Origin of the sequence: Streptomyces mayonensis, assembly GCF_018982965.1 — a bacterium.
In the GTDB taxonomy this organism is placed as follows: domain Bacteria; phylum Actinomycetota; class Actinomycetes; order Streptomycetales; family Streptomycetaceae; genus Streptomyces; species Streptomyces mayonensis.
Window position 1 is genome coordinate 1 of sequence record NZ_JACBYP010000166.1, and the last position, 13,702, is coordinate 13,702.

Sequence of the window (13,702 nt, forward strand, 5' to 3'; positions counted from 1 at the left end):
GGGGATCGGGGGGGGATCGGGGGACGATCAAGAGCGGCGGATTCACCGCCTGCCTCACCCGCGACGGCCGGGTACCAGCCCCGGGCCGGCCTCAATCACGCCACCGGGACGGAAGCGGAGGGCACCCGTCGAAAACCAGTCGGACATATCAGGCGCTTTATCTCATTTGGGGGTACATAATCAGAACATGAGTACGGCAACGTATGAACTGCTGGCCGCGTCGGACGCGGTGAACGTGACCCTGGCCTTCATCCTCGGTCTGGTGATCGCGGGTGCGCTGATCGCCGCCGTACGGATGGGCATGCGGGTGATGGAGCGGGAGTCCGACCGCCCCCGCGCCGAGGATCAGCCGCACCTGCCCGCCTCCGGCCCCGTTCACGAGGAACGGGAGATGCGGGAACCCGACGAGATCCCGCTGAACGACGGCGGCAGTCCACGGCTCATGCCCTACGAACTGCACCACTCGGGCAGCCGCCGCTGCGACGACCAGAAGCGCCGCCGCTGGCTGCCGGGGTCGAGCGGCGCCTTCGGCAGCGGTGGGCCGGGACACGTCTGAGCCGCCCCCGGGCGCGGCGACGGACGGCGAGGGGGCTTTCGTGCGCCCGCCGGGAACCGCCGTGAACGACCCGGGCGACGCCGCCGGCAGCGGCGGGGCCACGGGCGGGGCCCAGGGCGGAACCGCCGACGGGAACCCGCCCGGCGCCTTCACCGGCGACGTGTACGCCGCCCGCATGGAGCGCACCGCGTACGAGGCGGCCGCCCTCGGGCTCGCCGGTGTCCTGGTCACCCCGGGCCCGGACATGGTGTGGCTGTGCGGCTACCGCCCCACCGCCGCCACCGAGCACCTCACCCTCCTCGTCCTCACCGGCACGGCGCAGCCCCGGCTGCTGGTCCCGGCGGCCGACCGCGCGGACGCCGAGGCGTCCCCCGGTGCGGACACCGTCCGCGTCTTCGACTGGTGGGAGGGCCAGGACCCCTACGCCGCCGCGGCCGGACTGCTGCGCCCGCACGGCCGGTACGCCGTCTCCGACGGGACCTGGGCCCTGCACCTGCTCTGCCTCCAGGGCTCGCTGCCGCTGGCCACCTACCAGCCGCTGTCCGTCGTCCTGCCCATGCTGCGGGCGGTGAAGGACGAGCACGAGGTGGCCCGGCTGGCGGGGGGGGGGGGCCCCCCCCCCCCCCCCCCACCCCAACCCCCCCCCCCCCGCCGGGGCCGGGCCGCAGGGCCGGGCGCCCGGCCCCCCCCCCCCCCCGGCGGCCCGGCGCCCGCCCCCGGGGGGGGGGGGTCCCGCCCGCCCCGGGGGGGCCGGGGGGGGGGGGGGGGGCGCCCCCCCCCCACGCCGCGTACGAGGACGTCCTCGGGCTGCGCTTCGGCGGGCGCAGTGAACGGGCGATCGCCGCCGACCTGGCCCGGCTGCTGCGCGAGCACGGGCACAGCCGGGTCGAGTTCACCTCGGTCCGCTCCGGGCCGCACGCCGCCGACCCGTACCACCGGCCCGGCGACCGGGTCCTGCGGGACGGCGACATGGTCGTCCTGGACTTCGGCGGCCTCAGGGACGGCTACGGCTCCGACACCGCCCGCACCGTCCACGTCGGGTCGCCCACCGACGAGGAGCGCCGGGTGCACGACACCGTCCGGGCCGCGCTGCGGGCGGCCTTCGACGCGGTGCGGCCCGGGGCGTCCTGCCAGGACGTCGACCGGGCGGCCCGCGCCGTGCTGGAGGAGGCCGGACACGCCGGACACGCCGGACACCGCACCGGGCACGGCGTCGGCGTCACGGTCCACGAGCCGCCGTATCTCGTGCAGGGCGAGGAACAGCCGCTCGAAGAGGGCATGTGCTTCTCGATCGAGCCCGGCATCCACCTCCCGGACCGCTTCGGTGTCCGCATCGAGGACGTCGTCACCTGCACACGGAACGGGGCCCGCCGCCTCAACGGCGCCCCGCACGAACTGGCGGTCGTGGACTGACCCGCCCGGAGCGGCGGGCGGCGGGCGGCGGGCGGCGGCTCCCGAACCGGTCCGCAACCGGTCCCGAACCGGCCCCCCGACCGGCCCCCAAACCGGCCCAGACCGGATCCCACCAGCTCACACCACCTGCCACCCTCCGGCCACTCTGGTCACGAGCGTCACACACAGGCCACCTTCCCGTTATCCTCCCTTCACTCAACGCGAGTGAACTGGCCTATGAAGAGCCGGAGTTGGCGAGTGACGAGTGTCCGGAGAGACAAGATGGCCGAACCCGTCGAGACGCCGCCCTTCGCCGAGCCGATCGACAAACTCCTCGCCGCCTCCGTCGCCCGGCGCTTCTACCTGGACAACCGGTCGAAGGTGGAGATCGCCGAGGAGTTCGACGTCAGCCGGTTCAAGGTGGCCCGTCTCCTGGCCGCGGCCGTGGCCCACGACATCGTGCGCATCGACATCAGCGTCCCGGCGGAGCTCGACGCGTCCCTCGGGCGGGCGTTGACCAAGCGCTTCGGGCTCCGTCACGCCGTCGTCGTCGACGTCTCCCGGTGCGAGGACGGTACGGGCGTCGCCACGGACCACCGCCGGGCCGACCACTGGCTCGGTACGGCGGCGGCGCGGCTGCTGCCCGAGATCACCGCGGAGGGCGACGTCCTCGGACTGGACGGCAGCCACGCGGCGGAGGTGCTCGGCGACGCCGTCGTCCGGCTGCCGTGCTGCGAGGTGGTCCAGCTGACCGGAGTGCACGGGCGCGACCTCGCCCGCGACGCCGCGATCACCGCCGTCCGGCGTACGGCCGCCGTGGCCGGCGGCCGGGCCTTCCCGCTCCACGCCCCGTTCCTGCTGCCCGACGCGGTGACGGCCGCTCTCCTGCGCAGCCAGCCCGCCACCGCCGAGACCTTGACCCGGTTCGGCACGGTCAACAAGGCCGTCGTCGGCGTCGACACGTGGGACGCACCGCTGTCGCCGCTGTACGGCGCCCTGTCCGGGCCCGAGCGGGAGAGGCTCCGGCAACAGGGCGCCCGCGCGGAGCTGGCCGGCCATGTCCTGGACCGCGGCGGACGGGTGCTCCCCACCGAGCTGAACGCCCGCTCGATCGGCGTGAGCGTCTCCCAGCTGCGCGACCTCACGGAGCTGATCGGGGTCGCGGGCGGCGGACGCAGCGCCGGCGCCCTGCACGCCGCACTGATGTCCGGTCTGCTCACCGGGGTCGTCACGGACGCGACGACCGCGCACCGGCTGCTCCTCCACGGCGCCCCGGACGACCCCGGCGGCGCCCCGGACGACTCCGGCGCCGTGCCGGACGACTCCGGCGCCGTGCCGGACGACCCCGGCGCCGTGCCGGACGACCCCGGCGCCGTGCCGGACGACCCCGGCGCCGTGCCGGACGACTCCGGCGACATGCCAGGGGCCCCGCCCTCGGCGCCCTCAGCCCACCGCCCCGTCGAAGGACAGCGATGAGCCCGCAGGAAGACACCCTTCCGCCCGTTCCCGACGACATCCGTGAGGCGGGCCGCCGCGTCCCCGAGCACTGGCTGGGCGTGGTCGATCCGATGTGGTCCGGACCGGGCAGCCCTCCGGACTGGGCGGTGACCGGCCGCTGGAGGTCGGGGCCGGACGGCGAGATCGTCGAGTGGCAGGAGAATCCGGACTACCGGCCGTCTCCGCGGGCACTGGGCTGGCCCGAACCCGAGGACGAGGTGGACCGCGCCGTCCAGCTCGCCACGACCGGCTACGGGCCCGGAGAGGCGGTTCCCGCCACGCTGGTGGGTCACGAGGTGGCCGTGCTGACCGCACCGGACGGCGGCCTGCTGTGCGCGGTGGCGCCCGGCGGAACACCGGTCGTCCCCCTGTTCACCTCGCCGGTCTTCCTGCACACCGCGGGCCGGTACGCGTTCGAACTGGTCGCCGCCGAGGATGTGGTGGCCCGCGTCCCCGGGGGCCACGCGCTGTACCTGAATCCGTCGGCCCCGGTGAGCATGCTGCTGGACCCCGACGTCGTGCGCGACGCGGTCCGGGACGGCACGGACGGACGGGCCGACGCCGGCAGCGGCGACGCCGGCGGCACCGGGCGGCTGCTGACCGAAGGCGTGCGGCCGGTACGGGGGGCGGACGCGTGAGCCGCTGGTCGTCCGTCCTGCCGGGACGGGGACGCAGGTCCGGTTCCGGTCCGCGCGGCCGCTCACCCGGGGACCCGGCCGTCGGCGCGGGCCGCGCCGGGGTCCGGGCGGCCGGCGGCCCACCGGTCGAGGACGTCGACGGCGTGTTCCTGGTGCGCTCGATCGACGACGACTCCTTCCCCCTCGACCTCGTCGCCGAAGTGGCTGCCGCCGTCGGCGGGGACACGGACGTCGTCACGGTCGTCGTGGCCTCCGGCACCGGGGAGGACACACCCGACGCCGACCGGTGGCGGCGGCTGGGTTCGCTGCTGGACTCCCTGCGCGCGCGGGGCACCGGCCGGCTCCGGCTCGTCCTGTCCGGTGCCGGCCTCGACCGGCCGGACCGGCCCTGTGTCGCCCGCAGGATCGCGGACGCCTGGGACGTCGAGGTGACCGCTCCGGACGGGCCGGTCCTGATCACCCCCGGTGGCACGCTCTTCGTCCACGGGGACCCCGGTGCCCCCGGGGCCTGGTGGCGCTTCACGCCCGGCGCACCACCCCGGCGGCTGGGCCGGCGCGCCCCCGCTCCCGACTGGGAGGAGGCGGTGGAGGCGGGGCCCGCACGCACGGCCGGTGGCTGTGCCGTGGAACGCATACCGGCGGGCGTACTGATCCGCCCGGCCGAGGCCCCCGGCCCCGCCGCGGACGACCTGTGCTTCTCCGTGCCCGTCGACGCGGATCGCCCGACGGTGCTGGTCGGCACCCCGCGGGCGGACGACGTACCGGCCGACGAGGTGGCCGCGGTGCTGGCGGAGCTGCCCGCGTCGCTGCGCGCCCGCGCCCGGCTCGCACCGGGCGGCCCTCGGGACCTGCTCCCGCTCGGGCAGTCGGTCGCCGACCTGCTGGGCGGCGAGGTGGAGGTACTCACGGGCCTTCCGCTGCTCGACACCCACGCACCGCCGGGAACGGAACCCCGGCCGACGCTGGTGGGCACCGGGGGGACACCGGGCTGGCGGCCGTTCGTGTCGTCCGTGGTCTGCGGGCCGGCCGACCCGGAGGGCCGGACCCCGGCGCCCAGACCGGTGGGGAGCCGCCTTCCCGACGGGCTGCCCGGCGGCACCGAGCCGGGGACCGTGCGGCTGACGGACCGTTGGCAGGTTGTGCCGACCCGGGCCGGGCTCGCCCTGCGGACACCAGACGGACCCCGGCCCGAGCCGAGCGGGCAGGCCGTCGACCCGGAGGTGTGCGCGGTCGAACTCGGCACGCCGGGGCAGCCGTTGGACGACACGCTGATTCCCGCGCTGTCCCTCCTGCTGCGGGCCCTCGCATCGGACACCCTGGCACGGACGACCCTGCTGGTCCGGGGCAGACTCCTCGCCGGCGACGGTGAGCTGCGGCGGCTGGCCGCCGAGCACGGCATCCCCGGTATCCGCTACGTCACGACCGCCCGCCCCGCGCGACCGGCCGCGGTGCGCCACGGGCGGGCGACAGCCACCGGGTCCGGAGCGGAAGCACCCGCGCACGGCGAGCGCCGAGCGCCCGCTCCCGGCGAGTCCGCGGCCACGGGGTCCCCGGAACGACTTCCGGTGAGCACACCCGAGGAAGCCGACGGGGAGGCCGCCGGGCAGGCGGCCGTCGGCCGTGGCGCACCGTCCCGGGGTACGGCCGTTGCGGCGACGGGCGGTCCCGGCGGAGCCGGGAGCACCGGGGACGGAAGCGGCGGAGCCGGGAGCACCGAGGTCGCAAGCGGCGCGGTCGGCAGCCCCGGGAACGGAAGCACCGCGGCCGGGCAGCAGGAGAGCACACGTTCACCGGCGGGGACCGAGGCGCCGGCACGCGAGGTGCCCGAATCCGCCACGCGCCCGGAGGCACCGCGCACGGACGGGGCCGCGCAGCCCACCGGCCGGCCGATCACTGGGACTCGGACCAGGACCGGAGCCGGCAGCGGGACCGGAGCCGGGGCGGGGACCGGCGGGCCCGCGCCCGGTGCGTCCGGGGCCGGCGCGACGCCGGGCGGCGGCCGGGACGGCGGCAACGCCCCCGGAGGGGACCGGCGGACGGGTGGCCGCCCGGTGGTCGAGTCCGGGTCGGTGCCGCCCTCCGGCCGGAAGGAGGCCCGGCAGCGGAACGGGACGGCCGAGGCGGGCGCGGTCACCGAAAGCCCGTCGGGAGCGACGGCACGAGCGGCCCGGCCGCCGGCCACCTCCCCGGCGGGACCACGGACCGCGGGCGACAGCGACGCCAACGCCAACAACGGCGACGCCAACGGCAACGGCAACGGCGAGCCGACCGCCGGACGGAGCCCGGCGGTGCACGGAGGCGGTGCCGCCGCCGGACCGGTGCGCGCGTCCGGGACGGACGGTGACCGCACCGGCGCCGGGACCCGCCCGGAAGGTGACGCGGCCGGTCGTGCCGCAACGCCGGGACCGGACTTCGCACCCCCGGCGGAAGGCACCGGAGCGGCACCCGGCAGCGGCCGGGCGACGACGCCTGCCTGGGCCCGGCCGGCGGCGCCCGGGCGGAACCGCGAAGCGGCAGGCTCGCCCCCACGGGCGGCCGGTCTGCCGTTCGTTCCGGGCCATGTCAGCGGGGCCGCCGAGCGCGCCGCGTTCCGGGACCTCGCGGCGGGCGCCTGGGAGAAGCACGCCGCGGCCGTGTCGAGGCTGCTCACGAGGATGCCCGCGCTGCGCGGCCACGAACTGGACGCGGCGCGCGTCGACCTCGTCGCCGTGCACGCCTACCTCACCGCCGAGGAAGGCCCGCTGCACCACCGCGAGGTGATCCGCGACCTGCACACCGGCGCGGGACTGCTGCTGCCCTACGCCGGCTGCCTGGCGTCCGCCCTGCGGCGGCTGCCCTCCTACCGGGGTGTGGCCCTGCGCGGCGGCGACCCCGCCGGCCCGGTACCCGAGGTCGGCACCCTGCTGCACGATCCCGCCCCGGTGAGCGCCCTGGCCGGAACCTCGGCGCTCCCCTCCGCAACCGCCGTACGCCATGCGATCTGGTCCGTCACCGGGCGCAAGGTCCGGCAGCTTCTCGTCCGGCCGGGCGACGCCCGGGCACCGCACGAGGAGATCGTCTTCGCACCGGGCACCGGCTTCCGGGTGCTGGGGGTACGGACCGACCCCGCCGGTCCCTCCGTCGTACTCCTGCGTGAACTCCACGGCCAGGACGCGACCGTACGGGGGGACGAGCCGGAGGAACTGAGCGGCCCGGACCTCAAGGCGCTCTCGCACCTGGAGGAGGCCCTGGCCAGGGGCTTCCGCACCGGTGGAGCGGGGTCGTGGCCAGAACGCTGTTCCGGGCCCGTGGGCCGGGACGGATGACGGGCGGCAACCACCACCGGCACTGATCACCCTCACAGTCCGCACAGCACAAGGAGAATGATGGCGAGTCAGAATCAGCCCGACTCCGCCGGGCAGGACCCCGCGGGCGGTCCGTCCGTCCGCAGGGCCGTCTCCCTCGGGGCGGCCGCGACCGACCCCGGCCCGATGCTCGCACCGGCCGCAGAACGTACGGCTGCCCCCGCGCCGGGCGGGGCCGGTACCGGGGAATCCGGCACCGCACGCCCGGACACCGCCGGGAGCGGGGCGGCCCCGGAACGGCCCGCTACCGCGGGCGACACGACGGCCGGTACCGCGGCCGGCGCGTCGCCCACCGCCAGCGCTTCCGCCGCAACGACGGCCACCGCGTCCGCCGCCACAACGACCGCCACAACGACCGGCCGGTCCGAGGCGGAGGGCGAAGCCACCGCCCAGCCCGCCACCGCCCAGCCCGCCACCGCCGTCCGGGCCGCCCCGGACGGCGGGGCGGCCGGAGCCGCCGGAGCCGCCGGAGCCGGTGCGGACGAACCGCCGTCCGGCAAGCCCCGCAAGCCGCTGCTCGCCGCCGCCGGGATCACCGGCATCGTCCTCCTCGCGGTGCCCCTGCTGATCTGGGCCACGGACAACACCCGGGAGAAGAAGGACAACGCGGCGGTGGCCGCCCGGTCGGACACGCTCCTCGACGACGCGCCCCTGGAGGCGCCGAACGGCCAGTACGCCCCGGCCGAGCCCACGACCGAACCCCCGAGCAGCAAGCCGCCCGCCGATCCGGGCCCCAGCAAGAAGCGCGATGCGGAGCCGCCGTCGTCCGCCCCGGCCGAAAAGGCGCCGACGACGTCCGCTCCGGCCGAGAAGCCCCAGACGAAGAAGAAGCTGGTGGCCCGGGAGGCGCGCAAGGCCCGCATCCTGTCCCCGAGCACCGCCGCCGGTGCCGTCGAGCGGCTGGGCTCCGGACGGCACGTCTGCTACCGGGTCCACCTGAAGGGGTCCGGCTGGACGGCCCCGGTGTGCGACGGGGCCACGGCGGGCAAGCCGGACGGGGGGCAGCCCATCACGGCCGTCAACATCGCGGTGACGGGCGCCCAGCGGGTGAACGCCAACGAGTTCATCCAGCACGACGGATACACCACCGACTGGGCGGGCGCGGACGACAAGAGCGACCTGACCCTGGGCACCGCCTCGAACAGCGCGCCGAACCTCGGTGGTTTCGCCATCGGCGTCGAGAGCGGCCAGATCTGCCAGAACAACAAGCTCGGCGGACACGGCTGGCCCAACGGAGGGTGCGCCGCTGACGGCGGCTGGGTGTTCGCCGGTTCGACGGAGGGGCCCCGCTGGCTGGAGGCGATCAAACTCACCGTGTGAGGCGCGCGGCAGCGCAGCGGACGCCCGCCGGTCCCGCCCGGCGGGCGTCCGCCGTACCGGGCGTCACCGGGCGACCGCCGCAGCAGGCATCACCGGGTGTCCGCGCGCCGCGTCACGATGCGGCCCTGCGGTGCGGCGCCGGCGGCAGGTCCTCCGGCAGGAGCGTGGTCAGCTCGGCGAGGCTGGGCGAGGCCAGCCCGCCCAGCCGGCGGGCCTGGTTCGTCATCATCGACTCCAGCAACTGCCGGGCCAGCCGCGCGTTGCCGAAGGACCGGTCGCGCGGTACGGCGTCCACATGGGTGCGCAGCGCCTCGACCGTGTCCTCGGCGCACTCGTACCCGGAGGCGGCGGCGTGCCGGGACACGATGGTGACGAGTTCGTCCGTGCTGTAGTCCTCGAAGTGCACGAACTTGGAGAACCGGGACGTCAGTCCGGGGTTGGAAGTGAGGAAGCGCTCCATCTCGGCCGTGTATCCGGCGACGACGACCACGATCTCGTCGCGGTGGTCCTCCATCAGCTTCAGCAGGGTGTCCACCGCCTCCCGGCCGAAGTCGTTGGAGGAGCCCTCGGGAGTGAGGGTGTAGGCCTCGTCGACGAACAGCACCCCGCCCAGGGCGCTGGTGAAGACGTCCTTGGTGCGCTGGGCGGTGTGGCCGACGTACTGGCCCACCAGGTCCGCCCGCGCCACCTCCACCAGGGAGTCGCGGGGCAGCACTCCGAGCGCGTGCAGGAGCCGGGCGTACAGCCGGGCGACCGTCGTCTTGCCGGTGCCGGGCGGGCCGCTGAAGACCAGGTGATTGCTGATCCTCGGGGCGGGCAGCCCGGCCGCGACGCGCTGGCGGGCGTTGGTCAGCAGACTGACCAGGTCGGCGACCTCGCGCTTCACGGCGGCGAGTCCCACCATGGCGGTGAGTTCGGCCATCGGGTCGGGAGTGTCGTCGGTGTCCTGTGCCGTACCGCCGACGGCTGCCGCCTCCTCGTCGCCGACGTCCTGCGCCAGCAGCAGCGTCAGATCCTTCTCCGCCGGGTCGGTCATGGTCGCGAGCCGGAGCGCCTGCCGGTCGACCATCTCCTCGAACACGGCGCGGGCCGCACGGCCGTTGCCGAAGGAGGCGTCGCGGGTCATCTGCTCGAAGCGTACGGCGAGGGCTTCCCGGGTCAGCGGCCCGAGCTCGAACTGGTGCCGCTCGCAGAGGCTTTCGGTGATGGTCACCAGCTCGTCCACCGCGTAGTTGCCGAACTCGATGGTGCGGGTGAACCGGGAGGCGAGGCCGGGGTTGGCGGTCAGGAACGAGTCCATCTGCTCGGAGTATCCGGCCGCCACCACGACCACGTCGTCGCGGTGGTCCTCCATCAGCTTGAGCAGGGTGTCCACGGCCTCCCGGCCGAAGTCGTTGGCCGTTCCCTCGACGGTGAGGGTGTAGGCCTCGTCGATGAACAGCACGCCGCCGAGCGCGCTGTTGAACGCCTCGGTGGTCTTGATGGCCGTACCGCCGATGACCTGCGCGACCAGGTCGGCGCGGGCGACCTCGACCAGGTGCCCGCTCCTGAGCACGCCCAGGTCCGCCAGGATGCCGCCGTAGAGGCGGGCCACCGTGGTCTTGCCGGTGCCGGGCGGCCCGGCGAAGACCAGGTGCCGGCTCATCGACGGGACGGGCATGCCGAGGCGGCGCCGGCGTTCCGCGAGCTGGTTCAGGTTGACCAGGGTGTTCACCTGGTGCTTGACGTTGTCCAGCCCGATGAGCGCCTCCAGTTCGGCCAGCGGTCCCTCGGGTTCGGGTTCCTGGCCGGGTCCGCCCTGGGCGCCGTTCTCGCCGGCCGCCTGCGCGGTGTCGCCCCAGCTGTCCGGCAGGCCGTTGTCCGTGCTGGTCAGCGCGTCGACCGTGAGCTGTTCGCTCGCGCGGCTCTGGCGCAGCCCCGCACCGCGGTTGTCGCGCAGCACGCAGCCGGTGACGTCGACCGGCTCGGCGGTGTCGATCCGGACGCCGTCGCCCGTACTGCCGGTGATCTCGCAGGCGTCGAGGACGATCCGGCCGCCGCGCGACACCTGCACGCCGTGGGCCCGCGATCCGCTCACCCGCACCCGGAGCAGGGTGATCTCGGCGCCGTCGTGCACCCCGACCCCGGCGTCGGCGCTGTCGCTGACCACGCAGTCCCGCAGCGTGCCCCGGCCGCGTTCGCCGACGAGGGCACCCGACCGGGCGGCGGCGTTCAGCACGGTGTCGCCGATCTCGGGACCGGCGTCGTCGTCGATGCTCAGCGCGCAGCCGCCCGCGGAGTCGATCTCGCAGTGCTCCAGCCGGCCGCGGGCGTCGTCGGTGAACACGATGCCGTGGCCGCCCGCCCCCGCGACCCTGGTGTGGCGCAGCAGAGGGTTGGCGGAGGAGCGCACCAGGATGCCGACACCGGCCGCGTCGCGCACCGTCAGGCGCTCGAACTCGGCCGTGGAGTCGTCCGCGAGCTGCACCGCGCCCTCGGTGTCGGCGCAGTCGCTCACCACGGTGTCCCGCAGCAGCGGTGCGCTGCCGTCGACGACCCGGATGGCGGCCTCGGTGGAGTCGCGGAAGGAGCAGCCCTCCAGGGTCCCGCGCGAGCGGTCCAGGACGAGCAGCCCGCTGTTCTTGGTGCGCCGGGTGACGCACCCGCTCAGGCGCGGGTCGGCCCCGCCGGACACGACCACGGCGCTCTGGGCGATGGACTCGAACGACGTGTCCTCGATCTCCGGCCGGGCCACGCTGGTCACCAGCAGCCCCACCGAGGTGTGGTGGACGGTGCACCCCACCACCCGGGTCGAGCTGTGGCCCTCCAGGGCGACGGCGGGCTTGTCGGTGCCGGAGATGTCGCAGCCCTCGACCGTGCCGCGGGCCTCGCCGTTGGCCAGGACGCCGTTGGACCGGGCGCCGCGGATGCGGCAGTCGCGGACGAGGGGGCCGGCCGTCTCGCCGATGACCACCGCGGACGTGCCGAAGTTCTCGAACGCGCAGTCCTCGACGATGCTTTCGGTCTCCGACGAGTCGACGAGGCCCGCACCGCCGGGGTTGCTGATCCGGCAGCCCCGGGCGGCCAGCGAACCCTTGCCGCGGACCAGCAGCGCCGTCCAGCCCGAACCGGCCACGACGCATCCGTCGAGGGCCGCCTGACCGGCCGGTACGTCCACGACCGGGGCCTCCTTGTCGCGGCCCCTGAGCGTCAGCCCGCTGAGCATCACGGCGTCGGCCATGAGCGTGACGGCGGAGCCGCTGCGCGGGCAGAGCTCGACGGTGTCCGGTTCGCCCTCGCCGACGATCGTGACCCGGTGCCGGATGACGAGATTCTCGGCGTAGCGGCCGGGACGGACCCGGATCACCGCCCCGGTGCGCGCCTGGGCCAGTGCCTCACCGATGGTCCGGAAGCCGTCCGACCGTTCCTCGCCGACCGTGAGTGTTTGCCGTGCCACGCCTCGAACCTCCTTGTGCCGCTGTGTTGTTGGCATTGTGCGCCATACCTGGTGTGTGCATATCATGTGCAATATGCGGAATGCCATGAGATGTCGGTGCACGAGCCTCGTGCTGCTCGCGCTGGGTGTCGCCGTCGTCCTGCCGACGACCGGTGGGCGGTCCTTCGCAGCGCCGGCCGCGCCCGCCGCGTCGGACGCCCCTGCCCAGGCTCCGGAGGGTTCCGCCGCCGGGGACCCGGGGACCACACTGCTGCCCCCGCTGCCCGTCCGGCTCGGCGAGGACAACCCGTGCACCGGGGCCTCGCGGCAGACGGCCACCGGTACGGCGTGGTCGCAGACGGCACTCGGCCTGTCCCGCGCCCAGCGGGTCTCCCGCGGCGGCGGTGTGACCGTCGCGGTGGTCGACACCGGCGTCGACACCGGCGTCCCCAGCCTGTCCGGCCGCGTGACGGCCGTCGGCGGAGCGGACGAGGACTGCGTGGGCCACGGCACGTTCGCCGCCGGGCTCGTCGCCGCCGCGCCTCAGAAGGGCAGCGGCATCACCGGGATCGCCCCCCAGGCGAAGATCCTCGCCCTGGCAGGTACCGACGACCGCGGCGTCCCCTCGGCGGAGCGCGTCGCCGACGGCATCCGGACGGCCGCGGACCGCGGGGCACAGGTCATCTACGTCGGGCACGCCCTGCGTACCGGCAAGGCGGAGATCACCGCCGCGGTCGCCCACGCCACGCGCCGCGACGCGCTGGTCGTCGCACCCGCCGCGCCGGACGCCGTGCCCAGGGAGGACCGCGGTCCCGACGGCGAGCCGCCCGAGGGCCCGTACTGGCCCGCCGCGGCGCCCGGCGCGCTGGCCGTCGTGGACTTCGGCCCGAACGGCGTACGGCAGAAGAACGCACCGCCCGCCCACGAGCCCGGGCTGTCCGCGCCCGGCAGCGCGATGGTCAGCGTCGGCCCGCAGGGCTCCGGCCACTACATCGGTTCCGGTGCCTCGCTGGCCGCGGCGGAGGTCGCCGGCGCCGCCGCACTCGTCCGCGCCTACCGGCCCGGGTTGAGCGTGCCCGAGGTGACCGGCCGGCTGCTCGACAGCGCGTATCCGTCGGACACCCCGCGCCTCGACCCGTACGCCGCCCTGTCGCTGGTCCAGGACCGGGGGCAGGCGCGGGGACAGAGGAAGGAGGGGGAAGAGGGAGAGGCACAGGCGCAGGGACAGGCCGCCGTACGGGACTCGGTCCCCGCGCAACTGCCGCCCCCCGCCGACCCCGGCCCCCGCACCCGCTCGCTCACCCTCGCGGCCGTGGGTCTGACGGCCGTCCTCCTGCTCGCGGCGATGGCCGCGGTCGTCCCCCGGGGCAGGGCCAGGAACTGGCGCCCACCGGGCCGCCGTTCCGGCGACGCCTCCACCGAGGGGTGACACGCCGGCCCGGACCGGTCCGCTACGGCCGTGGGTGACCCGGCACCCCACCACACCGGCGCCCCCTGCCCCCGAACCCACCCCCCCGCCCGCCCCGGCCGCGAACCCGCC

Annotated in this window: 7 protein-coding genes and 2 pseudogenes; 8 read left to right on the forward strand and 1 reads right to left on the reverse strand. The window is 75.8% G+C overall.

What is annotated here, in order from left to right; translation table 11 throughout:
* The first annotated feature begins 187 nt into the window (after nt 1–187).
* The 7 genes and pseudogenes from HZS56_RS35120 (at nt 188) to HZS56_RS35150 (ending at nt 8,747) form a co-directional block, all read left to right on the forward strand.
* On the forward strand, nt 188–556 hold the full coding sequence (locus tag HZS56_RS35120) for a DUF6479 family protein (RefSeq protein ID WP_216724859.1): 369 nt from the start codon (nt 188–190) through the stop codon (nt 554–556).
* A 175-nt stretch (nt 557–731) separates the two neighbouring features.
* Nucleotides 732–1,067 (forward strand): annotated as a pseudogene (locus tag HZS56_RS35125) (aminopeptidase P family N-terminal domain-containing protein); the annotation flags it as partial.
* Nucleotides 1,068–1,339: 272 nt separating this feature from the next.
* A pseudogene (locus tag HZS56_RS35130) lies at nt 1,340–1,969 on the forward strand (M24 family metallopeptidase); the annotation flags it as partial.
* Between the two features lie 261 nt (nt 1,970–2,230).
* Entirely contained in the window at nt 2,231–3,424 is a 1,194-nt protein-coding gene (locus HZS56_RS35135) for a sugar-binding transcriptional regulator (protein ID WP_216724860.1), read from the forward strand.
* The gene (locus HZS56_RS35140; protein WP_216724861.1) at nt 3,421–4,083 is read left to right on the forward strand and encodes a type VII secretion system-associated protein; all 663 of its coding nucleotides are present in this window, start codon (nt 3,421–3,423) and stop codon (nt 4,081–4,083) included. The genes HZS56_RS35135 and HZS56_RS35140 overlap by 4 nt, the downstream gene beginning before the upstream one ends.
* Nucleotides 4,080–7,388 carry a hypothetical protein gene (locus HZS56_RS35145; protein ID WP_216724862.1) on the forward strand — a complete coding sequence of 1,103 codons (3,309 nt, stop codon included), beginning with the start codon at nt 4,080–4,082 and terminating at the stop codon, nt 7,386–7,388. The genes HZS56_RS35140 and HZS56_RS35145 overlap by 4 nt, the downstream gene beginning before the upstream one ends.
* 60 nt (nt 7,389–7,448) lie before the next feature.
* Complete coding sequence (locus tag HZS56_RS35150; RefSeq protein WP_216724863.1) at nt 7,449–8,747, forward strand: hypothetical protein; 1,299 nt, start codon at nt 7,449–7,451, stop codon at nt 8,745–8,747.
* A gap of 112 nt (nt 8,748–8,859) precedes the next feature.
* Here HZS56_RS35150 and HZS56_RS35155 read toward each other — a convergent pair whose 3' ends face one another.
* On the reverse strand, nt 8,860–12,183 hold the full coding sequence (locus HZS56_RS35155; protein WP_216724864.1) for a right-handed parallel beta-helix repeat-containing protein: 3,324 nt from the start codon (nt 12,181–12,183) through the stop codon (nt 8,860–8,862).
* A gap of 85 nt (nt 12,184–12,268) precedes the next feature.
* Between HZS56_RS35155 and HZS56_RS35160 the strand changes: the two genes are divergently transcribed.
* Entirely contained in the window at nt 12,269–13,591 is a 1,323-nt protein-coding gene (locus HZS56_RS35160; RefSeq protein ID WP_216724865.1) for a S8 family serine peptidase, read from the forward strand.
* The last annotated feature ends 111 nt before the right edge of the window (nt 13,592–13,702 follow it).

Coding starts and splice junctions, on each gene's coding strand:
- HZS56_RS35160 (WP_216724865.1), top strand. CDS start 12,269: ATGAGATGTCGGTGCACGAGCCTCGTGCTGCTCGCGCTGGGTGTCGCC.
- HZS56_RS35120 (WP_216724859.1), top strand. CDS start 188: ATGAGTACGGCAACGTATGAACTGCTGGCCGCGTCGGACGCGGTGAAC.
- HZS56_RS35140 (WP_216724861.1), top strand. CDS start 3,421: ATGAGCCCGCAGGAAGACACCCTTCCGCCCGTTCCCGACGACATCCGT.
- HZS56_RS35135 (WP_216724860.1), top strand. CDS start 2,231: ATGGCCGAACCCGTCGAGACGCCGCCCTTCGCCGAGCCGATCGACAAA.
- HZS56_RS35150 (WP_216724863.1), top strand. CDS start 7,449: ATGGCGAGTCAGAATCAGCCCGACTCCGCCGGGCAGGACCCCGCGGGC.